This window comes from Micromonospora sp. NPDC049204, assembly GCF_040647935.1.
GTDB lineage: Bacteria > Actinomycetota > Actinomycetes > Mycobacteriales > Micromonosporaceae > Micromonospora.
Map to the genome: position 1 here is coordinate 296,263 of NZ_JBEZDC010000007.1, position 22,720 is coordinate 318,982.

The 22,720-nt window shown below is 72.8% G+C and carries 18 protein-coding genes; 11 read left to right on the plus strand and 7 right to left on the minus strand.

Annotated features, from left to right (window positions below; genetic code table 11):
* Positions 1-84: 84 nt before the first annotated feature.
* Genes AB0A90_RS16625 through AB0A90_RS16640 form a run of 4 tightly spaced genes read right to left on the minus strand, consistent with a single transcriptional unit; the run spans position 85 to position 7,631 of the window.
* Positions 85-2,838, minus strand: coding sequence for an ABC transporter permease (locus AB0A90_RS16625; RefSeq protein WP_357247878.1), 2,754 nt, complete (start codon positions 2,836-2,838; stop codon positions 85-87).
* On the minus strand, positions 2,835-6,005 hold the full coding sequence (locus tag AB0A90_RS16630; RefSeq protein WP_357247881.1) for an FtsX-like permease family protein: 3,171 nt from the start codon (positions 6,003-6,005) through the stop codon (positions 2,835-2,837). The genes AB0A90_RS16625 and AB0A90_RS16630 overlap by 4 nt, the downstream gene beginning before the upstream one ends.
* A 4-nt stretch (positions 6,006-6,009) precedes the next feature.
* A complete protein-coding gene (locus AB0A90_RS16635) occupies positions 6,010-6,702 on the minus strand; it encodes an ABC transporter ATP-binding protein (protein ID WP_357247884.1) in 693 nt (230 codons plus the stop codon).
* Positions 6,699-7,631: an ABC transporter ATP-binding protein gene (locus AB0A90_RS16640; protein ID WP_357247887.1), complete on the minus strand. Its 933-nt coding sequence runs from the start codon at positions 7,629-7,631 to the stop codon at positions 6,699-6,701. The genes AB0A90_RS16635 and AB0A90_RS16640 overlap by 4 nt, the downstream gene beginning before the upstream one ends.
* Before the next feature lie 176 nt (positions 7,632-7,807).
* On the opposite strand from AB0A90_RS16640, the gene AB0A90_RS16645 reads away from it, so the two are divergent.
* Positions 7,808-8,455, plus strand: a complete 648-nt coding sequence (locus tag AB0A90_RS16645) for a TOPRIM nucleotidyl transferase/hydrolase domain-containing protein (protein ID WP_357247890.1) — start codon at positions 7,808-7,810, stop codon at positions 8,453-8,455.
* 10 nt (positions 8,456-8,465) lie between these two features.
* Here the strand turns inward: AB0A90_RS16645 and AB0A90_RS16650 are convergent, their stop codons facing one another.
* The 3 genes from AB0A90_RS16650 to AB0A90_RS16660 are packed head-to-tail and all read right to left on the minus strand — an operon-like array spanning position 8,466 to position 12,636.
* The gene (locus tag AB0A90_RS16650) at positions 8,466-9,311 is read right to left on the minus strand and encodes a universal stress protein (protein ID WP_357247893.1); all 846 of its coding nucleotides are present in this window, start codon (positions 9,309-9,311) and stop codon (positions 8,466-8,468) included.
* A 10-nt stretch (positions 9,312-9,321) separates the two neighbouring features.
* Entirely contained in the window at positions 9,322-11,715 is a 2,394-nt protein-coding gene (locus tag AB0A90_RS16655; RefSeq protein WP_357247896.1) for a phosphoketolase family protein, read from the minus strand.
* Between the two features lie 60 nt (positions 11,716-11,775).
* Entirely contained in the window at positions 11,776-12,636 is an 861-nt protein-coding gene (locus AB0A90_RS16660) for a universal stress protein (RefSeq protein ID WP_357247899.1), read from the minus strand.
* Positions 12,637-13,119: 483 nt separating this feature from the next.
* On the opposite strand from AB0A90_RS16660, the gene AB0A90_RS16665 reads away from it, so the two are divergent.
* From AB0A90_RS16665 to AB0A90_RS16710, 10 genes are all read left to right on the plus strand, one after another.
* Positions 13,120-14,322: a serine hydrolase domain-containing protein gene (locus AB0A90_RS16665; protein WP_357247902.1), complete on the plus strand. Its 1,203-nt coding sequence runs from the start codon at positions 13,120-13,122 to the stop codon at positions 14,320-14,322.
* 214 nt (positions 14,323-14,536) lie between these two features.
* Entirely contained in the window at positions 14,537-15,796 is a 1,260-nt protein-coding gene (locus AB0A90_RS16670; RefSeq protein WP_357247905.1) for a histidine kinase, read from the plus strand.
* Complete coding sequence (locus tag AB0A90_RS16675; RefSeq protein WP_357247908.1) at positions 15,787-16,434, plus strand: response regulator transcription factor; 648 nt, start codon at positions 15,787-15,789, stop codon at positions 16,432-16,434. Before AB0A90_RS16670 ends, AB0A90_RS16675 begins: the two co-directional genes overlap by 10 nt.
* A 124-nt stretch (positions 16,435-16,558) precedes the next feature.
* On the plus strand, positions 16,559-17,356 hold the full coding sequence (locus tag AB0A90_RS16680; RefSeq protein WP_357247911.1) for a type II CAAX endopeptidase family protein: 798 nt from the start codon (positions 16,559-16,561) through the stop codon (positions 17,354-17,356).
* 57 nt (positions 17,357-17,413) lie between these two features.
* Positions 17,414-17,650, plus strand: coding sequence for an HTH domain-containing protein (locus AB0A90_RS16685; RefSeq protein ID WP_007457155.1), 237 nt, complete (start codon positions 17,414-17,416; stop codon positions 17,648-17,650).
* Complete coding sequence (locus AB0A90_RS16690; protein WP_357247914.1) at positions 17,650-18,228, plus strand: Clp protease N-terminal domain-containing protein; 579 nt, start codon at positions 17,650-17,652, stop codon at positions 18,226-18,228. The genes AB0A90_RS16685 and AB0A90_RS16690 overlap by 1 nt, the downstream gene beginning before the upstream one ends.
* A 94-nt stretch (positions 18,229-18,322) precedes the next feature.
* Positions 18,323-19,327 carry a diacylglycerol kinase family protein gene (locus AB0A90_RS16695; RefSeq protein ID WP_357247917.1) on the plus strand — a complete coding sequence of 335 codons (1,005 nt, stop codon included), beginning with the start codon at positions 18,323-18,325 and terminating at the stop codon, positions 19,325-19,327.
* Complete coding sequence (locus AB0A90_RS16700) at positions 19,320-20,321, plus strand: YihY/virulence factor BrkB family protein (RefSeq protein ID WP_357247920.1); 1,002 nt, start codon at positions 19,320-19,322, stop codon at positions 20,319-20,321. The genes AB0A90_RS16695 and AB0A90_RS16700 overlap by 8 nt, the downstream gene beginning before the upstream one ends.
* Positions 20,322-20,391: 70 nt before the next feature.
* Complete coding sequence (locus tag AB0A90_RS16705; protein WP_357247923.1) at positions 20,392-21,882, plus strand: phosphatase PAP2 family protein; 1,491 nt, start codon at positions 20,392-20,394, stop codon at positions 21,880-21,882.
* A gap of 8 nt (positions 21,883-21,890) precedes the next feature.
* On the plus strand, positions 21,891-22,709 hold the full coding sequence (locus AB0A90_RS16710) for an endonuclease/exonuclease/phosphatase family protein (protein WP_357247926.1): 819 nt from the start codon (positions 21,891-21,893) through the stop codon (positions 22,707-22,709).
* Positions 22,710-22,720 lie beyond the last annotated feature (11 nt).

Below are 22,720 nucleotides of genomic sequence, written 5' to 3' on the forward strand. Positions count from 1 at the left end.
GCGCCCAAGGCGATTCGGCCGAGCGCCACTTGGCCGCCGGCCACCCGCCCGGTCCGGCCACCGCCCGGTCCGGCCACCGCTTGGTTACTCGCCGGCCCGGAGGACCTCGCTCAGCCGGTCGCGTCGCCGCAGCGCCGACTCGACAGGTACGACCGTGGCGGCCGTCGCGATCAGCGTCACGCCCACCAGGCCCAGCAGCCACCACGGCAGGACCGGCACCGGGTCGGCGGTTTGGCCGGTGAGCAGCCGCAGGTCGAGTGGGCCGAGCGTCAGACGTGCGAGCAGGGCCCCGAGGAGCGGACCGCACACCGCGGCGACCACGACCGGCGGCAGCAACTCTCCGGCGGCCACCCAGCGGACGTCGCGCGGTCGCAGGCCGAGGGTCCGCAGCCGGGTCAGGGTCTGCCACCGCGCCGACGCACCGGCTGCGGCGGCGAGCGTGAGGCCGAGCAACCCCAGCGCCACCAGCACCGCGGCGGCCGTCCACGCCAGCCGTAGCACCCCCGCGGTCAGCGGAGCCACCCGCTGCGCCCGCAGGACGTCCGCGCGCAGCACGGCCTCGGAGGCGACGCCGGTGTTCGACACGGCCCGCTCCGCGCCGGGTCCGGTCACCCAGACGGTGTTCGGAGCGGTTGGCAGCCCGGCGGCGGCGAGGGCAGTGGCGTCCACGATGACGACGTCGTTGGTGCCGCCGACGGACGGAGCGGTACCGACCGCGGCAAGGGGGATCGCCGGGGCGTCGTCCCGGGGGAGCTTCAGCCGCATGCCGGTCCGCAGCCCGCCGTCGCTCGATCGGACCAGCGCCGGGACGTCCCCGGGGCCGGGTGCCGTGAGCCGGGCCAGCGCCGGCGCGTCGGGCAGCGGGGTGGTGGCCAGCAGGCGCTGGAACGCGTTGGCGTCCACGACGACCAGGAGTGGGGTGAGCAGTGTCGATTCGGTGAAGACGGGCGCCGAGGCGGTCACCTGCGCGACGACGACCTGCTCCACCCCGGGTGCGGCGGCGATGCGTTCGGCGAGTGCGGGTGTGGCGGTCGCGGCGTCGGTGTCGACGTTGAGCCGGGCGTCGGCGCCGACGGTGCTCCACGCGCCGTCGCTCAGACCCCGGGTGACGGTGGGGCCGAGGATGAGCGCGAACGACGCGAGCGCCGTGGTGCTGACCACAACCAGCAGCGGCAGTGCGCGCCCGGCCGTCGTGGCCGCCTGGGCGGCACCGAACACGGCCAGCGGGCGGCGCGAGCGCAGGGCCTGTCGGAGCGCGAACCGCGCCCCGAGGGGCAGCAGCCGGAGCAGGACGAGTGCGCCGACGAGCGCGCCCAGAGTCAGGGCGCTGATCGGCAGGACCAGGTCTCCGGTCAGCCCACCGGTGTCGCCGTCGGGGCCGGCGGGCAGCAGCCCGCGCTGGTGCAGGGCCACGAAGGCGGCGACCGCGGCGATCAGGACCGCGGCCTCCACGGCGGCGCGGCGCAGCTGACCGGTGGCCTGGATCCAGCGCCGGGCGGCCCGGTTGGCGGGTTGGCGCCGGTCGCGGCTGGCGCGGGCGGCGGCGAGGATGCCGAACGCCGGCCCGGCGACGGCGCCGGCCAGGACCAGGGGAACGGCCCAGGTCCAGGAGACGCCCGGAGCGGCCGCGCGGGCGAGCGCGAGCCCGACGGCGGCGGCCGACAGGGATACCACTGTGGACTCGACGACCAGTTCCGTACCGAGGTCGGGTAGTGCCGCCCCACGCTGACGGGCGGCGCTCAGCGCCGGGGTGCGGCGGCGGACCAGCAGGTCGGCGGCGAGCAGCAGCACCAGCACCGTGGCGGTCAGTACCCCGGCGAGCAGGACGGCGGCCTGTGCGGCGGCGACGCTGTTGCGGGCACTGGCGTCGCGCAGGGTGGTGTCGAGCCGCGATTCCCATTTCAGGGACCTGTCGCGGTCGCCCGACGAGCCGGAGGTCGCCTTGAGCTTGACCACCTGCCGGGCGAGGGCCGCGGTGGCGTCCCAGGTGAGCGCGGCGGGGTCGGGGGCGAAGTGGACGGTGCGCCGCAGTTGGTCCTCGTCCACGGCGAGCCGGGCGTCCGGCAACGACGCACGGGACAGCAGGCCACCGATCCGGGTGGTCCCCACGCCGTCGGCGCCGGGCACGGGGCGCAGGAGCGCCGGGGCGAGTCGCCAGAGGGGGTCGGCGCTGTCCGCGGGCCGGTAGATACCGCTGATCCGGACGTCCCGGTCACGGCCCTTGTTGTCGCTGACCGGGATGCGATCGCCGGGGCCGAGGCCGAGTGCGGCGGCGTCGGCGTCGGAGAGGCCGACCTGCACCGGCCAGGGTGGGGCGTCGTAGGGGATCTCGACGTACTCATCGGTGACGGCGGCGCCGGGCGCGGTGCCGGCGATCCAGGTGACGTCCGGGGCGCCCGACTCGCCGTCCAGGTAGGTGAACTGGAAGGTACGCGGCGCGCTGCCGTCGGTGATGCTGAGGACCGGGCCGTTGACGACGACGACGGGCGGGAGCAGCGCGGCGTCCAGTTCGGGTCCGAGCGCGTACGTCGCCCGCGTGCGGAAGCCGTCGACGTCGTCGGCGAGGCGGGGCACCCGGACCCGTCCGCCGGCCGACCCGTCGTCGGGTTCCCAGTGGGCGAGGACGAGGACGTTCGAGTCCTGGCCGGAGCGGCGTACCGCGTCCTGGATGGCGTCGTCGGCGGCGGCGCGGAGCAGCGTCGGCACGGCCCCGGCGAGCAGCGTGACGGCCGCGATGACGGCGGCGGTGAGCAGCAGTGGTCCGGCGTCGGCACGGCCACGGCCGCGGATGCTGGGCCAGTGCGGCGCGGGCAACCGGCGGGTCAGCCACCGCTTCACGGCGCCACCCGCAGGTGCGCGGCGTCGGCCCGGCGGACCTGGACGGTGACCACGACGGCGACCGCCAGCAGGCATCCGGCCAGCAGGACGGCGAGCAGTGCGGCCTCGGCTGGCCACGGCCACTGTGGTTGGGCGGCCGGGACGGGCGCGGCACCGGTGTCGGAGCGCACGAGCAGGGGAGCGACGAAGCGGGTGGCGAGCGCGCCGAGGCCCGCACCGGCCGCGAGCAGGGGCAGCAGGACGCCTGCGTGCTGGCCGAGTAGGACGGCCCGGATGCCGCGCCGGGACATCCCCAGGCCGCGCAGCCGCGCCACCTCGACGGCGCGGAGATGGAGGTCACAGGTCACGTGCAGGACGACGCCGGCGAGCAGCAGCAGGGCCGCGGCCGGGACGGTGAGCTGGAGCGCGGCCGGCAGCCCGACGCGCAGCGGGCCGCCGGTGAGGCGGGCGGTCTCCGCCTCGCGGGTCGCGACGGTGCCCAGGTGCAGGGCGCCGGCCCGCTCGGCGGCGTCGGGACCGGCCGGGTGGCCGACCCACCAGGCGTCGACCGGGAACGTCAGGTCGCCTCGGACGGCGCGTGCGCGGGACAGCGTGTCCAGGTCGGCCAGGACGGCGACGGCGCCGGGGGCCGACGGTACGGTCGGCACCACCCCCGTGATGACGATCGGGACGGGCGTGCTGCCGACCGTGATGCTGAGCTGACTGCCGCTGTCGGCGTCGACCTCGCTGGCGAAGGCGGCGGAGACGGCGACGGGCACCGGGCCGGGGTCGGGGAAGGCGGTGGCGACGAGGGTCCGGGCGGCGTCCTCGGCGCCGCCGTCGAGTTTGACGATCGCGGCCATCCGCAGCGCGGTTCCCGTCGGCGTGGCGGACAGCGTGACGGCCGGGTCGGTCAGCTTGCCGGGGATCGGCGGCGCGGACGTGGCGGTCCAGTCCGATCCGTCGGTGGGCCTCTCCGCCGATCCGGTGCGCGGGATGGTGAGCGTGACGGCGATGGCGACGGGTCCCCCGACCGCGTCGGTGGTGATCGGCAGGGCGACCGCGACGAGGCGCAGCCCGTCAGTCGTCGCGCAGTTGGGCAGCCGAAGCTCCTGGCCGTCGAGGGGTAGGGCGGGACCGCCGCAGGACGTGCGGAGGCCGGTGGCGTCCTGTAGCAGCAGCCGGGGCGTCACGGTGAGTGGAGTGTCGCCGGCGGCGGTCCCGCTCAGGACGAGCGGGGCGCCGGTCGGGACGGGGAGGCCGGCGACCCGGGTGCGTGGTGCCAGCGTGGTGCCCACGTCCGCCCATTCGCGGCCGCTGTCCAGCCGTCCGCGCAGCAGCGCGTCGGCGCGGGTGGTGTCGACGGCGACCAGGTGCGGCGGGATGCCGGCGCTGCCGAGCCACTGACCGACGGTGACACCACGGTTGAGGGCCGGACTCACCACCCCCGTGGTGGCCGCGCTGACGGCCGCGCCGTCGCCGGCCGCCGGCGCCGTGCTGAGGGTGAGTGCCAGGTCGGTGCCGACGGAGAGCGCCGCCTGGTCGCGCTGCGACTGGTGCCACGTCGTGTCGAAGGCGAGGCCGAAGGTGCCGGCCGCGCAGGCCAGCCCGACGAGCAGCCCGGCGGCGACCGCCTGTGGCCGGCGGGCGGCCTCCGCGACGGCCAGCGGAAGGGCCAGCCCACGGGCGCGGTACGCCAGCCGGTCGGCGGCGCGAAGCGCGGGCAGGACCACCCGGAGGGCCAGGGCGGCGCCTGCGGTGAGCAGCAGCGCGGGTGCGAGCACCCGGACCGCGTCGACGCGTGGGCTGGCGGCGGTGGGCTGCGCGTACAGCTGCCACCATCCGGCGGCGGCGAACACCGCGAGCATCACGTCGGCGCCGGATCGGGCCAGCAGTTCGCGGCGGGTGCGCTGGTCGCCGGCCGCCGGGACGGGCCGGATCGCCAGGATGGTGAGGACGGCGGCGAGCACCAGCGCGCCGCCGGTGACCGCGAGGACCTGGGCACCGGCGATGGCCGGCCGGACGGTCAGGCCGGCGCCGTCCAGCGGCGGCAGGTGGGTCAGGCCGGCGTGCAGGGCCGACGAGGCCGGTATCGCGAGCGCGGCGGCGACGGCGGCGACGAGCCCGGCCTCGAGTGTCGCGGTGGCGGCGAGCTGGCGACGACTGGTACCCAGGGCGGACCGTAGGGCGGTCTCCTCGGCGCGGATGCCCGTGGTCAGCCGGCCGGCGAGGACGAGTGCCGCCGCGGCCAGGACACCGCCGAGGACGGCGATGGCGAGCACGACGGCGGCGGTGACGTGCCGTTGGTCGTCGGCGGCCCGCAGGGTCAGCGGCAGTTCGGAGGAGACACGGGCGAGCTCGACGCGGTCGCCGAGGGTGCCCGCCAGCCGGCTGTCGGCAGCACGGACGGCCTCGGCCACGGTTTCCAGGTCGTGGCGGTTGGGGTGGGACAGGTCCGGATGGGCGGTGAGCTCCATCCGGTCGATGGTGGCACCGGTGGTGAGCAGGTCGTCGAGGTCGACGAGGAACGGGCCGTAGGCGTTGACCGGTTGCAGGAAGCGGCCGTCCCGGTAGCCGGTGCGGTAGCCCTCGGTGGACAGCGGATCGCGGTCCCAGCCGCGCTCCGGCAGCGGGCGTACCACGCCGACGACGAGCACGTCGATGGCCGGGACGGGCGCGTGGGCCAGTTCGGCGCCGAGGCGCACCCGGCGGCCGGGGGCGAGGCCGAGCAGCCGGGCGGTGGACTCCAGCAGCACCGTGTCGCCGGGGTCCTTCGGCCAGCGGCCGGTGACCAGCTCGGCTCGGGCCGGCAGGTCGTCGAGCCCCGACAGGTACGCCTGGGCTCCGACGCTGGTGCCCTCGGCGAGCGTGGGTGGCAGCGCCCGCAGCACTGTCGACGCCCGCGCGGTCGTCGTCACCGGGTATGGCCCGAGTGTGGAGGCCACCACGGTACGGGTGTCGGCGGCGACCGACGACGTGTGCGGGCCCTCGACGGTGCCGGTGTAGACGGTCACGTCGACGGCGGCGGGGACGGCGCGGGCCATGGCGACCTCCAGCGCCCGCTCGGCGGTGCGGGTGACCAGCAGGGTGCAGGTGCCCAGCAGGGTCGCGCCGATCGTGACGACCCCGAGGAGGGCTGCCAGCAACGGCCACTGCGCGCGGGCGCGCCGGCTGACCAGCCTCATCATCGCGTCACCCGGCGTCCTGTTCGTCGAGGTGTCCGTCCTGGATGTGGATCACCCGGTCGGCCAGGGCCATCATCACCGCGTCGTGCGTCGACACCACCACGGTGACGCCTTCGGATTCCACGATCCCGCGCAGCAGGGCCATCACCGACAGGCCGGTCTCGGCGTCCAGTTGCCCGGTGGGCTCGTCGGCGAGCACCAACTGGGGCGAGGCGGCCAGCGCGCGGGCGATCGCCACCCGCTGCTGCTGGCCGCCGGACAGCTCGGCCGGCCGCTGCCGGGCGTGGTCGGCCAGACCGATCAGCTCCAGCAGCAACTCGACCCGCCGCTCACGCTCGCTGGGGTCGACGCGGGCCATCCGCAGTGGGGCCGCGACGTTCTCCGCGGCCGACAGCACCGGGATCAACCCGAAGTTCTGGAAGACGTACGACACCTTCTCGCGCCGCAGCCGGGACAGCCCGTCCTCGTCGAGCGCGGTGACGTCGGTGTCGCCGACGTGCACGGTGCCGGCGTCCGGGCGGTCCAGGCCGCCGATGACGTTCAGCAGGGTGGTCTTGCCCGAACCGGACCGGCCGACGAGCGCCACCATCGAACCGGCGGCCACGTCGAACGACACGTCGCGCAGGGCGTGTACGACGCTCGGCCCGGTGCGGAAGCGCCGGTGTACGCCGCGCACACGAAGCAGTGGCTCGCCGCTCACTCGCCGCTACCCGAGTCGGGGCGGATCGTGATGTGGTCGGGTTCCAGGGCCAGCCGGACCCGTCGGGTCAGCTCCAGCGCCTGGCGGAACTCGCGGGGCACCTGGACCCGCCCGGCCCGGTCCATCACGGCGTACTCCTCGGCGATCATCTGCGTGTCACCCTCCGCGTCGGTGGTGGTGCGGCGCAGCACCTCGCTGCTGGTGCGCCCGTCCCGGATCGCGACGGTACGTTCGACCTGGCCGCTGACCTCCGGATCGTGGGTCACCACGACGACGGTCACGCCGTACCGGCGGTTGACGTCCCGCAGCACGCCGAAGACCTCCGCGGACGTGGCGGCGTCCAGTTCGCCGGTCGGCTCGTCGGCGAGCAGCACCCGCGGCTGGTTGGCCAGCGCCACCGCGATCGCGACCCGCATCTGCTGCCCACCGGAGAGTTGCCCGGGTCGCCGATCGGCGCAGTCGGCGACACCGAGGCTGTCCAGCAGCTCGGCCGCGCGCTCCCGGCGCTCCTGCTTCGGGGTTCGGGCCGCCGTCATCGGCAGGTCCACCATCTCCCGTGCGGTCAGGTACGGGATCAGGTTGCTCGCCGTCTGCTGCCGGACGAACCCGACGGTGCGCCGCCGGTAGTCCACCCGGTCCGCCCGGGACATCGCCAGCAGGTTCCACCTGTCGACGCGGACCCGCCCGGCGGTGGGGGCGTCGATGCCGGCCAGGATGGAGAGCAGCGTCGACTTGCCCGACCCGGAGGCGCCGACGACGGCGATCAGCTCACCGCTCTCCACGGCCAGGTCCAGTCCCTGGAGCGCCTGCACCTCGATCGAACCGGTCTGGTAGATCCGCACCAGGTTCTCGCAGACGATGAGCGCGTCGTGGCCGAACTCGGGTGCCCGCGCGGATGGCTGCGGCAGGGACAGCGGGGTGCTGGACATACCCTTCTCCGTCCGGGTCGTGCCGACGTCGAGCCAGCCTCGGATGGCCTCGAGAGGCTGCGGCACGCCAGTATCGCCCACCACAGAAAACTTCTCGTCATCGCAACCCCGGTGGCGAGCCGTTCCCGTACACAAACCGATAGCGGTCTTCTTCGCAGGTTGCGAGACTCCGACCTGTGCGAGAACCGGACCGCTTCCGAGGTGCCGTGCAGGTCTGGGCGGCCGGCGGCGCGGGCGCCGCGGCAGCCGCCACGGTGGCCCGTGCCCAGGCTGGCGACCTGAGCACGGTCGTGCTCGTCGAGGGCTTCAGCGACCAGTGCGCGGTGGAGGCGCTGGCCGAGCGGCGGGGCCGCGACCTGGCCGGCGAGGGCGTGTGCGTCCTGCCGATCGGCGGCGCGATGAGTGTCGCCCGCTACCTGCGGCTCTTCGGCGCGCAGGGGCTGACACCGACCGTACGAGGGCTCTGCGACGAGGCCGAGGAGGGCTTCTTCCGGCGAGGGCTGGAACAGGCCGGCTTCGGTGGCGACCTGACCCGCTCGGACCTGGAGGCGCTCGGCTTCCAGGTCTGCGTGACCGACCTGGAGGACGAGCTGATCCGCGCGCTCGGCAGCGACGGTGTCGAGCGGGTCATCGACGCCGAGCGGGATCTGGCGAAGTTCCGGGTCTTCCAGAACCAGCCCGCGCAGCGCGGACGGACGATCGAGCGGCAACTGCGCCGCTTCATGGGCACGATGAGCGGCCGCAAGGCGCGCTACGCTCGTGCGCTCGTCCACGCCCTCGACCCGGGCGCCATCCCACGACCACTGGATCGGCTGCTCACCTGACGGCGGGCGGTCAGCGTTCCCGGACCACCGCGACCGGACAGGTGGCGTGCTGGATGACCTGCTGGCTGACCGAGCCGAGCAGCATCCCGGCCAGCCCACCCCTACCCCGGCTGCCGACCACCACCGACTGCGCGGACCGGCTCGCCTCGATCAGCATCGCCGCCGGGCTGCCCGAGATCAGGTCGACGGTCACGCTGAGCTGCGGGAAGGTTCGCCGCCACGGCTCCAGCGCCTGCTCCACCGCGGCCCGCTCGTCGGGCACCCCGGCCGCCGCTGCGGGGCCCGGGGTCCAGGCGTGCAGTACGCGCAACGGCATCTGCCGGCGGGCCGCCCGTTCCGCGGCGAAACCGAGCGCCACCAGCGACGGCCCCGAACCGTCCACCCCGACCGCCACCGGGCCGTCCGGTTGACCGCCCGTCCCGTCGCGAACCACCACCACCGGGCAGTGGGCGTGGGCGGCCACCGACACGGCCGTGGACCCGGCCAGCAGGCCACCGAATCCGCCGTGGCCTCGGCTGCCGAGCACCAGCATGCCGGCCTCGGCCGAGCGTTCCTGCAACACCAGGGCCGGTGGTCCGTCGTACACGTCGCCGGTGATCGTCAGCCCGGGGTGGGTGGCGGTGGCGTCCGCCGCGGCCTTGCCGACCAGGTCCTCGACCTGGCGGCGGGCGGTCTCGTCCGGCCAGACCCCGGGCGTCACACCCGGGCCGACCCAGCCGGCCACGGTCAGCCACTCGAAGACGTACGCCAGCCGCACCGGTTGGCCGGTGTGCCGAGCCTCCTCCAGCGCCCACCGCAGCGCCACCGTGGCGTCGGTGGAGCCGTCGTAGCCGACCAGGATCTCCGCGTCGCGCACGTCGTTCTCCTCAGGGGTTCGTCGGGTCGGTTTCGCGGACCCAGCGCCACTCGGCGACCTCGGGGTCGTCCTCGCCGTAGCGGCGGGTGTAGTCGCGGGCGGCCTGCCGGGCGTCGACCATCCGCTGGCGCAGGTGCGCGGCGCGGGCGGCCAGCCCGGGTACCCGGTCGATGACGTCGATGACCAGGTGGAAGCGGTCCAGGTCGTTGAGCATCACCATGTCGAACGGGGTGGTGGTGGTGCCCTCCTCCTTGTAGCCGCGTACGTGCAGGTTCTCGTGGTTGTTGCGGCGGTAGGTCAGCCGGTGGATCAACCAGGGGTAACCGTGGTACGCGAAGATGATCGGCCGGTCCTGGGTGAAGATGGTGTCGAACTCGTTGTCGGTCAGGCCGTGCGGATGCTCGGTGTCCGTCTGGAGTCGCATCAGGTCGACCACGTTCACCAGTCTCACCCGTAGGTCCGGGAGGTGCTGGCGGAGCAGCTCGACGGCGGCCAACGTCTCCAGGGTGGGCACGTCCCCGCAGCAGGCCAGCACCACGTCCGGTTCGATGCCTCCGTCGTTGCTGGCCCACTCCCAGATCCCCAGGCCGCGTCGGGTGTGCTGGATCGCCTCGGTCATCGTCAGCCAGTTCGGCGCCGGCTGCTTGCCGGCCACCACCACGTTTATGTAGTGCCGGCTGCGCAGGCAGTGGTCCATCGTGGCGAGCAGGGTGTTGGCGTCCGGCGGCAGGTAGATCCGGACCACCTCGGCCTTCTTGTTGACCACGTGGTCGATGAAGCCGGGGTCCTGGTGGGAGAAGCCGTTGTGGTCCTGACGCCAGACGTGGCTGGACAGCAGGTAGTTCAGCGAGGCGATCGGCTGCCGCCAGGGGATGGCCCGGGTCACCTTCAGCCACTTGGCGTGCTGGTTGAGCATCGAGTCGACGATGTGGATGAACGCCTCGTAGCTGGTGAAGACGCCATGGCGGCCGGTCAGGAGGTAACCCTCCAGCCAGCCCTGGCACAGGTGCTCGGAGAGCACCTCCATGACCCGGCCGTCGGGGGAGAGGTGGTCGTCGCCGGGAACGGTGGCGGCGACCCACGCCCGGCCGGTCACCTCGAACGCCGCGCCCAGCCGGTTGGAGGCGACCTCGTCCGGACCGAACAGTCGGAACGTCTCCGGGTTGGCGCTGATGACGTCGCGGATCCACGGACCGAGCACCCCTGTCGCACCGGCCATCGGCTGGCCCGGTTCTTCGACGTCCACGCCGTAGTCGCGGAAGTCGGGCAGGGCCAGGTCGCGCAGCACCACGCCACCGTTGGTGACCGGGTTGGCGCTCATCCGCCGGTCTCCGCGCGGCGGCAGTGTCCGCAGCTCCTCCACCGGCGCGCCGGTGGCGTCGAACAGCTCCTCGGGGCGGTAGCCGCGCAGCCACCGCTCCAACTCGGCCAGGTGGGCCGGGTTGTCGCGGACCCCCGACAGCGGCACCTGGTGGGCGCGGTACGTGCCCTCCACCTGCACGCCGTCCACCTCCTGCGGGCCGGTCCAACCCTTCGGCGTCCGCAGGATGATCATCGGCCAGCGGGGACGCTCGACGACGCCGCCGGAACGGGCCCGCCGCTGGATCTCGGCGATCTCGTCCAGCACCCGGTCCATCGTCGCGGCGAGCGTGCGGTGCACCACGGCCGGGTCGTCGCCGGCCACCACGTACGGCTGGTAGCCCGACCCGCGCATCAGGTCGAGCAGATCGGCCTCGGGGATCCGGGCCAACACGGTCGGGTTGGCGATCTTGTAGCCGTTGAGGTGCAGGATGGGCAGCACCGCGCCGTCGCGCGCGGGGTTGAGGAACACGTCGGAGAGCCAACTGCCGGCCAGTGGCCCGGTCTCCGCCTCGCCGTCGCCGATCACGCAGGCCACCACCAGGTCCGGGTGGTCGAACGCCGCGCCGTAGGCGTGGCTGAGCGCGTACCCCAGCTCGCCGCCCTCGTGGATGGAGCCCGGCACGTCCGCCGCGACGTGGCTGGGGATGCCGCCGGGGAAGGAGAACTGGCGGAACAGCTTGGCCATCCCGACCTCGTCGCGCGCCACATCGTGGTAGCGCTCGGACCAGGTGCCCTCCAGCCAGGTGTTGGCCACGATGGCCGGGCCACCGTGCCCGGGGCCGGTGACCAGCATGGCGTCGAGGTCACGCGCCACGATCACCCGGTTGAGATGGGCGTAGACGAGGTTGAGCCCGGGGCTGGTACCCCAGTGCCCGAGCAGGCGTGGCTTGATGTCGTCGGGGGTCAGCGGCTCCCGCAGCAGCGGGTTGCCCAGCAGGTAGATCTGCCCGACGGTGAGGTAGTTCGCGGCGCGCCAGTAGGCGTCCAGCCGGCGCAGTTCGTCGTCGGTGAGGGCGCTTCGCACGTCGAGAGCGGTGTCCATCAGGCTGCCTCTCGCGGGTAGGAGTGGGGGCGTCGGCTTCGCCGCCGCGCACGCCCCGGGTCAGGGCCGTTGGTTCCGGGTCGGCCGGGCGTCCGGCGCGGCCAGCGGCGTCTCGGTGAGACCACGGACGACGACCACCGGTGCGGGGGAGTGGTAGAGCAGGGACTGGGCGACCGCGCCCAACATCGCTCGTCCCGGTTCGTCGCCGCGGGCGGCGACCAGCGCCAGTTGGGATGTGCGGGAGGTGTCGATCAGCACCTGACCGGGATCGCCGCGGACGACACGGCACTCGGTGGGCACCGAAGCGTTGCGGCCGGCATGCCGGGCCAGCGCCTCGGTGAGCTGCTCGGCGACCGCGTCGGTGTCCTCGTCCTGCTCGGCCACCCGCAGCGCGAGCAGCCGGGCGTCCCGGCGGGACGCGCACTCCACCGCCCACTGAAGCGCGAGGTGCGAGCTGGGCGAGCCGTCCACCCCGACCAGCACCGGGCCCGGCGGTGGCGGTTCGCGGCGGACCACCAGCAGCGGGCAACCGGCCCGTGCGGCCAACTGCACGGCGGGCGTCTCGGCCGGGACGCACTGGCCGCTGCCGGCCATCCCGCTGTCGCCGACCGCCAGCAGGAAGGCCGTCTCCGATCGGCGGATGAGGGTGGCCAGCAGGGCGCTCTCGACGATCTCGCTGCCCACGGTCAGTCCGGGTTCGGTCTGGTGGGCGAGTTGCGCGGCCCGGGTGAGCAGCTCCTCGGCCCGGTCGCGGGGCGCGGCGACGCTGTCCGCGGCGAAGGCCGCGTGCCAGTCGAAGGTGTGCAGCAGGTGCAGGGCACGGCCGTGCCCGGCGGCTTCCTGCGCGGCCTGCTCGACGACCGGGAGGTCGAGATCCGAGCCGAGGGCGACCAGCACCGCCGCGTCGGTGGCTGCGGCCATCGGTATCACCTCCCGGCGGCGCGCCCGGCACGACCACGCTGTCCCTGACCGAGGGTAGTCGGGTGCTTGCGGCGGCGTGAGCGTTCTCGGTGGAAGCGGGTCCTACTCCTGCACGACGGATAGGACGATCTTGCCCTGAATGTGTCCGAGTTCGGCACGTTCATGAGCCTTCGCCGCGTCGGGCAATGCGCGAGAGCCGGCCCGCCAGTCGCCCTGCGCAACTATGACGTGGGATTGCGACGTACCGCGTGGCCCATGCGCGCTCGGATCGCAGCAGATTCGTTGTCGTTCCCCGCCTGCATCTCGTTGACACCCCTGAATGCCTGCCTTACTGTCCTATGGTCGTAGTACAACAGGCAAGGCACGGCCGGCCCGGGCGACACGAACCGCGCGATCGGCAGCGGTACCCAGCCGCCGAAGATGCCGATCCGCGTAACCAGAGATGCGTCCGGGCAGGCGTAACCCGCGATACAGGAGGCTTGAATGGTCACTCGCCGGAGTCTGTTGCACATCGTCGCGGCCGGGGGGTTCGCTGCGGCCACTGACGCCACCGACGTGCTCGCCGCGCCGGCCCGCGCCGCTGCCGCCGCGCCGGCCCGCGCCGCTGCCGCAGCGCCGGCACGCAGCGCGACAGCGGGCCGGACACTGCGCATCGGCAAGATGCAGGCGGCGCTGGACGACATCGCCGCAGCTGCGGCGGTCGGCGTACTCGCCGAGGTAAAGAACGGCGCAGACGTCTGGAAAGGCGCCAGCGGCGTCTCGCGGCTGGGCACACGTCGACCTGTACCGGCCGAGGGGCGGTTCCGGGCAGGCAGCATCACCAAGTGCTTCATCGCCACTGTCGTCCTGCAACTCGCCGGCGAGGGGCGCCTCACGCTGGACGACACTCTGCAGCGGTGGCTGCCAGGCATCCTTCCCGACGGCTCACACATCACATTGCGTCACCTCTTGCAGCACACCAGTGGCGTATTCAACTACACGAACGCCGCGTCGTTCCGCGCTGTCTACCGGTCGGCGGCGGACATCGTCCGGATGCGTAACCGGACGTGGACACCACGAGAACTCGTCACCTTCGTCGACGACCTGCCACTGCAGTTCCAGCCCGGTAGCTCGTGGGAGTACTCGAATACCAACTTCGTTCTGCTCGGCATGGTTGTCGAACGGGTCACCGGCGCCCACTACGCAGCCGAGGTGCGCCGCCGAATCCTTCGCCCGCTCGGGCTGCGGCACACCCAGGTTCCGGGCACCAATCCCTTTCTTGCCGGCGTGCACCCGCATGGCTACCTCGCCGTAGAACACGACGGCGTTGACCACCCGGTCGACATCACCGTGTTCAATCCCTCCGTGGCCGGCGCGTCCGGCGAGATGACCTCCACAGCGGCGGACCTGAATATCTTCTTCCGCGCCTTGGTCAATGGGCGGCTGCTGGGCGCGGCCGAACAGGAGCAAATGAAGACCGCCCATGCCACGAGGCGCGACTACCAATACGGACTGGGCCTGATGACCAGGTCCACCCTCGGAGGTGTCAGGCTGTGGGGCCACCGCGGCGAGATCTTTGGTTACTACGCCGAGTCGTGGACTGCCGAAGGCAGCGGGCGCCAACTCACCGTAGCAGTCACGCCGTGGGGCGACATCGACCCGAAAGTTCCCATCACCGACCTTGTTGAGACCGTCTTCGAATCCTGACGGGCAGCATGCCGCGGGCGCTGCGAATCTGGACGCGCGACTTCGTTCAGAATTCCCTCCGGCAGCCGGATTGACGTCAGAAGATCCGAAAGGCAACGGCGCCCGCCTGGCGGCGGTGGGGAAAAGTGCACGTCGGCATGGCCACTCAGTGGATGCCGCGTACCGGGTGAGTCAGACATGGTTTGAGGTGCAGGTTGATCATGGGGGTGAGGCGATGTCGGACGGAGTGGAGGGCCGGCCCATCGGTCGGTGGACGGCGCTGCGTGGGTCACTGGTCCTCGCCGGCCAACTGATCGCGGTGCTGGCGATGACGCTCGTCGCCGCCACGGCCCTCTGCCTCATCCCGCTGGGCGTCGGTGTGCTGATCTTTCCCGGCTGCGTACGCGTCCTGCATCGTCAGGCCGAGCGGCTGCGCCGGACGGATCAGCGTTTCGCCGGCATCGACGTCGCGGTGCCGAGCCTGCCGGACCCCGCCGCGTCCGGATTCGTCGCCCAGGCGCGTCAATGCTGGCGACTCGTCAACGACCGCGCCTTCTGGCGTCTGACGCGGTGGGCGGTTGTCGACCCGTTCACCAGCACTGTGCTCGTGCTGATCGCACCACTCGGGCTCGTCGGCTGGGGTCTGTACGGGTGCGTGGCCATGCCGATCCTCTACCTCGGCCTCCGGCTGGAACCAACCGAATGGTACGTGTTCATCCCCGTCACGACGGCCAGCACGGTGCCGTACGCCGCCGTCCTCGGCTGCGCCCTGGTCGTCATCGGCCTGCTCAGCGGATCCTGGTGGTTACGGGTGCAGGCCCGCTGGTCGTCCGTGCTGATCGGCAGCCACCTGGTCGATCTGCAAGCGCGGGTCTCCGTCCTCTCGGCCAGCCGCGAAGAGGTCCGCGACGACGCGGCCGCGCAGCTTCGCCGCCTCGAACGGGACGTGCACGACGGTGCCCAGGCCCAACTCGTGGCGATCGGCATGAAGCTGGGCTTCGCCGAGACCCTCATGGCCAGCGACACCAACGCCGCGCTCGCCCTCATCGGGCAAGCGCGCGACGACTCCTCGAACGCCCTCGGTGAGCTGCGCGACCTCATGCGCGGGATCCACCCGCCTGTCCTCGCCGATCGCGGCCTGGGCGCGGCGATCGAGGCGATGGCCATCGAGTCGGCACTGCCGGTGACCACGCGGATACGGCTACCCGTACGGCTGGACTCGTCGCTCGAGGCCGCGGCGTACTTCGCCACCCGCGAACTGCTGACCAACGCCGCGAAGCACTCCGGCGCGGCTCACCTCGCGGTGACGGCGGACATCGGCGAGGACCGCCTCCGCATCGAGGTGCGGGATGACGGCAAGGGGGGCGCGGTGGTCGTCCCCGGCGGCGGGCTCGACGGCACACGCCGACGGCTGGCCGCCTTCGACGGCACTCTCACCGTCCGGAGCCCGGTGGGCGGCCCGACGGAGATCGCCCTGGAGGTGCCGTGCGCGTAGTCGTCGCAGAAGACCAGACAATGCTGCGTGTGGGCCTGGTCAGCCTGCTCGAGGCCGTCGGTCACGAGGTGGTCGAGCAGGTGGGTACCGGACCCGAGCTGAGTCGGGTGCTCGGCGACTGGCGCGCCGACGTCGCGATCGTCGACATCCGCCTGCCCCCGTCGCACACCGACGAGGGGCTGCGCGCCGTGCTGGCGGCGCGACGGGTCCAACCGGCGCTGCCGGTCCTGCTGTTCTCGCAGTACGTCGAGCAGTTGTACGTGCGTGAACTCCTCGCCGACCAAGCCGGTGCGATCGGCTACCTGTTGAAGGACCGGGTGTCCCATCCTCGCCAGTTCATGGACGCCCTCGACCAGGTCGCCGCCGGCGGCACCGTACTCGATCCCACGGTCATCGGTGCGCTCATCAACCGGGTCGAACGAGGCGGGCCCGTCGGCACACTCACGGAACGCGAGCGGCAGGTCCTCGACCTCATGGCGCAGGGCCGCTCGAACACGGCGATCGGCGACGAGATGCACATCAGCGAGAGCGCGACGACCAAACACATCTCGAACGTGTTCGCGAAGCTCGGTCTGCACCCGAGTCTCGACGACAACCGGCGGGTCCTGGCGGTACTCGCGTATCTCAACGAACGCTGAGCCTGCTTGGTAGGGGAAGCTGCACCCCAGTCGGAGGTCCAGCTCCAGTGCCCGCAGCCGCCGCCTGTCCGAGGCTGGGCACATGACGAAGACTTCTCCTCCGGCCGGAGCGGGTGGGGCCCGCGTGACGACGGTTGTCGTCACGTTCCTCGCGGTGTCGGCCGCCGCCTCGCCGGTATTCGCGCTGGCGCAGGGGGCAGCCGGGCTCGATCCGACCATCCTGGTGCTCGCCCAGTTCTCCACCACCGTCGGCGCCCTCGTCGCGTACGCCGTCTGGCGAGGCCGCCTGCCCTACCCGCGTACGACCAGGCGGGGCGTCCTCGCCCCACTCTGTGCCGCCGCCGGGCTGGCGCTGATGGTCACCCTGGTTCTCTGGCTTCTGGCGATCGCCGAACCGCACCGCTGGCAGTCGCCGCACACCTCGACGCTTCCCGCGCCCCTCGCACTGATCCTGCTCGCGCAGTTCCTCGGCGCGGCCGGCGAGGAAGTCGGCTGGCGGGGCTTCGTGCAACCCATCCTCGAAACACGCATGGCGACGCTGTCGGCCGCCGCCATCACTGGCCTGTTGTTCGGGCTCGGCCATTTCCCCATGGCAGGCGCCGGGCTCGCGGTCTACTCCGTCTTCGTCGTATCGGCCATCGGGCTGTCCGTCGCAGCGGCGGCCGTCACGACCGGACGGCCGTGGTGGGCACGCGTCCTCGTGTCCACCGTCCTGCACTGGGGCGTCAACATCGGGATACTCGTCGGCTTCTCCAGCGCCGATGAATCCATGCTGTGGATGGCCAACATCGCAGTCGCGATGGGTCTCATCGGAGCGGCGTGCGTCCCGTTCCTCATCCGGCCGAACCGTCGGGGGTCGAGTGGTTCGCCGGCACCAGCGCGCCCGGTCCAGGCCCGCGAGCCGATCAACGACTGTTACTGACCAGGGGTGCGTCAACTGGGGTTGACACGAGTCGTGCTGTCAACGTATGTTGACGGCATGAGTCAGGCGACAGAACTCGCGGCGGCAGCCGGCAGCACCGACCCCCGGGTCGGGCTGCGCGCTGTCCGCGCGCTGCGCCGGCTGCTCGAGCGGCTCGAGGTGGTCCAGGTGGACAACGCCCGTCGACAGGGCTGGTCCTGGCAGGAGATCGCCGACGCGCTCGAGGTCAGCCGGCAGGCGGTGCACAAGAAGCACGCCGGGCGACCGGCGGTCAACTCATCCTGGGAGGCGTGATGTTCGAACGGTTCACCGACCGGGCGCGCGGCGTGGTGCATCGGGCGCTGGAGGAGGCGCGGGCCGAGGGCCAACGGCCGGTCGGCACCGAGCACCTGTTGCTCGCCCTGCTCGCCGACGACGCCGGTCTGGCCAGCCGGGTGCTGGCCGACGCCGGCGTACGCGCCGACGACCTGCGCGAGCGCGTCCGCCGACACACCGTCAGCGGGGGCGCCGGCCTCGGCGACGCGGACGCGGCGGCCCTGCGGGAGATCGGCATCGACCTGGCCGCGATCGTGGCCCGCATCGAGCAGTCCTTCGGCCCGGACGCGCTGCGCGAGGCCGTGCCGGCGCCGCGCCGCCGGTGGGGGCGCAAGCGCTACCTCGGCGGGCCGTTCTCGCCCCGGTCCAAGAAAGCGCTGGAGCTGTCCCTGCGCGAGGCGCTGCGCCTGCGCCACAAACACATCGGCACCGAGCACATCCTGCTCGGGGTGCTCCGGGAGGGGCACGGGCTGGGCGCGCTGGTGCTCACCGAGTCCGGCATCGACCTCGACGATCTGCGCCGCCGGGTGGAGAGCGCGCTACGGGCGGCGGCCTGACGGGCGTGCTCGCGTTGAAACGTGTCTGTGGCACTTTCGACGCGAGCCCCCCGCTGGGTCGCTGAAGGTGCCCCGGTGCTGCACACTGGCGCCCGTGGATGCTGGACAGGACAGGCGGCCCTCGGGGGGCGACGGCGGGTTGCGCTCCGCCGTGGTGGTCAACCCGGTGAAGGTCGACGATCTCGACGAGCTGCGCCGTACCGTGAACGACGCGCTCAACGCGGCGGGCTGGCCCGAGCCGCAGTGGTACGAAACCACCGTCGACGACCCCGGCCGCGGTCAGGCCGAGCAGGCCGTCAAGGCCGGCGTCGACCTGGTCTTCGCCTGCGGTGGCGACGGCACCGTGATGTCCTGCGTCAGCGCGCTCGTCGGCACCGACGTGGCCCTCGCCGTGCTGCCACAGGGCACCGGCAACCTGCTCGCCGCCAACCTCGGTCTCTCCACCGACCTGGCCGCCGGGCTGCAGGTCGCCGTCGAGCGGGGCCGCCGACTGCTCGACGTCGGCGCCGTCGAGGACAAATACTTCACCGTGATGGCCGGCATGGGCTTCGACGCCCAGATGCTCGAGGCCACCAACGAGACCACCAAGGCCCGCATCGGCTGGCCGGCGTACGTCATGGGCGCCGCCCGCCACCTGCGGGACCGGCCGATGCGGGTGCAGATCCGCATCGACGACCGCCCGCCGGTGCGCCGCCGGGCCCGCTCGGTCCTGATCGCCAACGTCGGCCGCCTCCAGGGCGGGGTGACCCTGCTCACCGAGGCCGAGCCGGACGACGGCTGGCTCGACGTCGCCGTGCTCACCCCGCGCAGCCTGCGGCACTGGCTGGCGCTCGGCTGGGCGGTGGTCCGCCGCAGCGGCCAGGTGCCGCGGATGGAGGTGTTCCGGGGCAAACGCGTGGTGGTCAGCAGCAACCGGGCCCAGCCCAGGGAACTGGACGGCGACCTCATCTCCCCGGGCCGGCGGCTTCAGGCGGAAGTTCGGCCCGAGGCGCTCTGGCTCTGCGTCCCCCAACCCGAGGACGCCCCCGACCTGGCCGTCGACGCGCAGGGCGCCGGGGAGCGGGGCGAGCAGCTGATCGAGGAAGCGCGCCGTGAGTAGCACCCGGATCGTGCCGGAGACCCGGCTGATGGCCGACGAGGAGCTGTCCGCCGACGACGCCTGGCACACGCTGAGCCGGCAGGGCGGCTGGCACCTTCTGCGGGACGCCTTCATCCGGTTCCGCTACGGCGACGGGTTCAGCCACTCGCGGGCCTTCGCGCTGCAACTCTGCCTCGCCGTGGTGCCGTTCCTGATCGCCCTCACCGGCCTGATCAGCGAGCTGGGCGTCGAGGAGGGCGGTCAGGTGGTGGCCGACACCGTGCTGGCGCTGACCCCGGGCCAGAGCGCCCAGATGGTCGCCGAGCTGCTGGGTGAGGGCGAACGCGTCGAGGACGCGGGAGAGCTCGCACTCACCCTCGGTCTGCTCACCGGTCTGTTCGCGCTGACCACCACGATGGCCCAGATCGAACGCGGAGCCAACCGGATCTACGGCGTCGAACGGGACCGCCCCGCACTGCGGAAGTACCTCCGCGCCGCGATACTTGCCGTCACCGCCGGCCTGCCCGCGCTCGCCGGTTTCCTGATCCTGGTCGGTGGCGGCGCGATGGGTGACTCGGTGCGCAAGCACTACGAGTGGGGTGCGGTCGCCAACGGCATCTGGGACGTGGTCCGCTTCCCCCTGAGCCTCGGCCTGACCGTCCTCGCCGTCGCCGTGCTGTTCCGGCACGCGCCACGACGCAACCAGCCGGGCCTGTCCTGGCTGTTCTTCGGTGCCGGCATCGCCACGGTCCTGTGGTGGTTGGCCAGCCTGCTGCTCGCCGCGTACGTGCGGTTCAGTGACGGCTTCGGGCAGACCTACGGCGCGTTGACCGGCATGATGGCGCTGCTGCTCTGGGCCAACCTGACCGGGATGGCGCTCTTCGGCGGGCTGTCCTTCGCCGCCCAGTTGGAGGCGCTGCGCATCGGTGCGCGAGAGCCGGCCCAACCCGACCTCTGGGAGCCCGACACCGACCGTGCCGAACTGGTCGACACCGGGGACATGACGGCGCTCTAGCAACGCGGCGTGTACGACGAACGCGGATCGGGTAAAGCGGCCCCGCCAGAGCCGAACAAGGAGGTGCGGGGTGACCGCGGTCAAGGAGATGGCGCGACGTCCGATCGGTCACTTCGCCGAGCGGAGCATCGCGGGTCTGGCGGCCATCACCGGCGCCGGGGTGGCATTCGGGCTGCTGTTGCTGCTCGTCCGGGTGCGGTGGAGCCCGTTGCAGGACGGCGACCACGCCGTCGCCGAGTGGTTCAACGGGCTCGTCGCCCCGCACCACGCCCTGGTCACCGTCCTGCAGGCGGTGACCGACCTGGGTGGCCGACCGATCTACATCTGGTTGGTCAGCGTCGCCGTGGTCGGGCTCCTCATTCGCAAACAGCCACGGCTGGCCGTCTACCTGATCGTCACCGGCATCGGTGGCCTGATCCTCGACCCGTCGCTGAAGACGCTTGTCGGACGGCTCCGCCCCGTGGTGGACGTGCCGATCGCCAGCGCACCGGGAAACAGCTTCCCGAGCGGGCACGCGCTGGGCTCGATCGTCGCGTACGGGGCTCTGCTGCTGGTGTTCCTGCCGGCCATGGCACCACGTTGGCGCAAGCCCGCGATCGTCGGCTTCAGCGTGTTGGTGGCGGTGATCGGCCTGACCCGGATCGCGTTGGGCGTGCACTACGTCTCCGACGTGCTGGCCGGCTGGCTGCTCGGTGCGGCCTGGCTCGGCGTCACCGCGTACGCCTTCCGGCTGTGGCGGCGTGAGCGCGGGCGGTCGGTACCGCCGCTGAGCGAGGGCCTGGAGCCCGAGGCCGGGCACGACATCGCCCCCGCCCCGGCGGAGGAGCACGTGCTGGCGCACCCCCGCTCGGCGGTGGCCGAGCTGCTGGTGGGCTGGGTGCTCGTGTTCGGGGCGCTCTACAGCTTCGGCACGTACGTCAGCTACCACGCCAAGGGCACCCTCTTCGACACCCTCGACACGGACGTGCCGCGGTGGTTCGCCGAGCGGCACACCGACGTGTTGACCGACGTGAGTTGGTGGTGGAGCAAGTTCGGCGACACCCACGCGATCCTGATCATCTCGCTGGTCTTCTGCCCGCTGATCCTGGCGGTCTGGCGGCGCTGGCGTCCGGTGCTCTTCCTGGCGCTGGCCATGGTCGGTGAGCTGACCCTGTTCCTCGCCTCGGCCCGCGCCGTCGACCGACCGCGCCCGGCGGTGGAGAACCTCGACGGGCAGATGCCCACCTCGTCGTTCCCGTCGGGGCACATCGCGGCCACCATCTGCGTCTGGCTGGCCATCACGGTCATCGTGTTCCCGCGTACCGACAGGTGGTGGCGTTGGATCTTCGTGGCGCTGGCCGTGATCATGCCGGTCGGGGTCGCCACCTCCCGGATGTACCGGGGCATGCACCACCCGACCGACTTCATGGGCGCGATCCTGCTCTCCGCGCTCTGGATCGGGCTGCTCTACCTCGTCGTCCGCCCGAACGCCGACCTGAAGGAAGGCAACCAACCGACCATCGAGTCGGAGGACGTGAGCACCCTCGACGACGAGCTGGCGCGCGCCGGCAGAGCCGACTGAGCGCCACCGTGCTGCGGTTGATGACCTGGAACATCCGCACCGGCGGCCGGGACCGCGGCGGCGACCGGCTGGATCAGGTGGTCCGGGTCATCGACGAGCAGGCGCCGGACGTGCTGGCCCTGCAGGAGCTGCGCGGCTTCGACCGCGACGGGCTGATGGCCAGCGTGGCGGGTCGGGTGGGGATGACGCCGTACCTGGCCCGGTCCTGTCTCGGACAGCCGGTGGCGGTGCTGGTCCGGCCCCCGTACCGGGTCATCGACGCGGGGGCAGTGCGCCGGCCGTTCCACCACGCCGCCGCCCGTGTCGTGGTGGCGACCACCGCCGGCCCGCTCACCGTGCTCGGTGCCCACCTCTACCCGTACTCGGGTGGACGGCGGCGGATGGAGGCCGACTGGCTGGTCCGGGCCGTGCGACGTGCCCCGGGTCCGTTGACGCTCGTCACCGGTGACCTCAACGCGCTCGACCCGAGCGTGGACCACACCGAGCGGCTGGCCGGGATGCCGACCCTCTACCGGCGGCGGCACCTGCGCCGCCGCGGCGGCGACGTGGACACCCGCGCGATCGGCCGGTTGCTCGCCGCCGACCTGGTCGACCTCTGGCCGTCGGTCAACGCCGGGGCGGCCGAGGCCGAGGGCCGGACCGTCCCCACCCGCTTCGGTGGGGCCGAGTTCGCCGGGATGCGACTGGACTACCTGCTCGGCACCCGCGAGGTGGCGCGGCGGACGCGGGAGTGCCGGGTCGTCCGGGGCGGGACGGCGGACACCGCCTCGGACCACTATCCGCTGCTCACCACACTCGACCTCGATCCGGCCGCAACCGCCGCCTGAGGGCGTGGCGC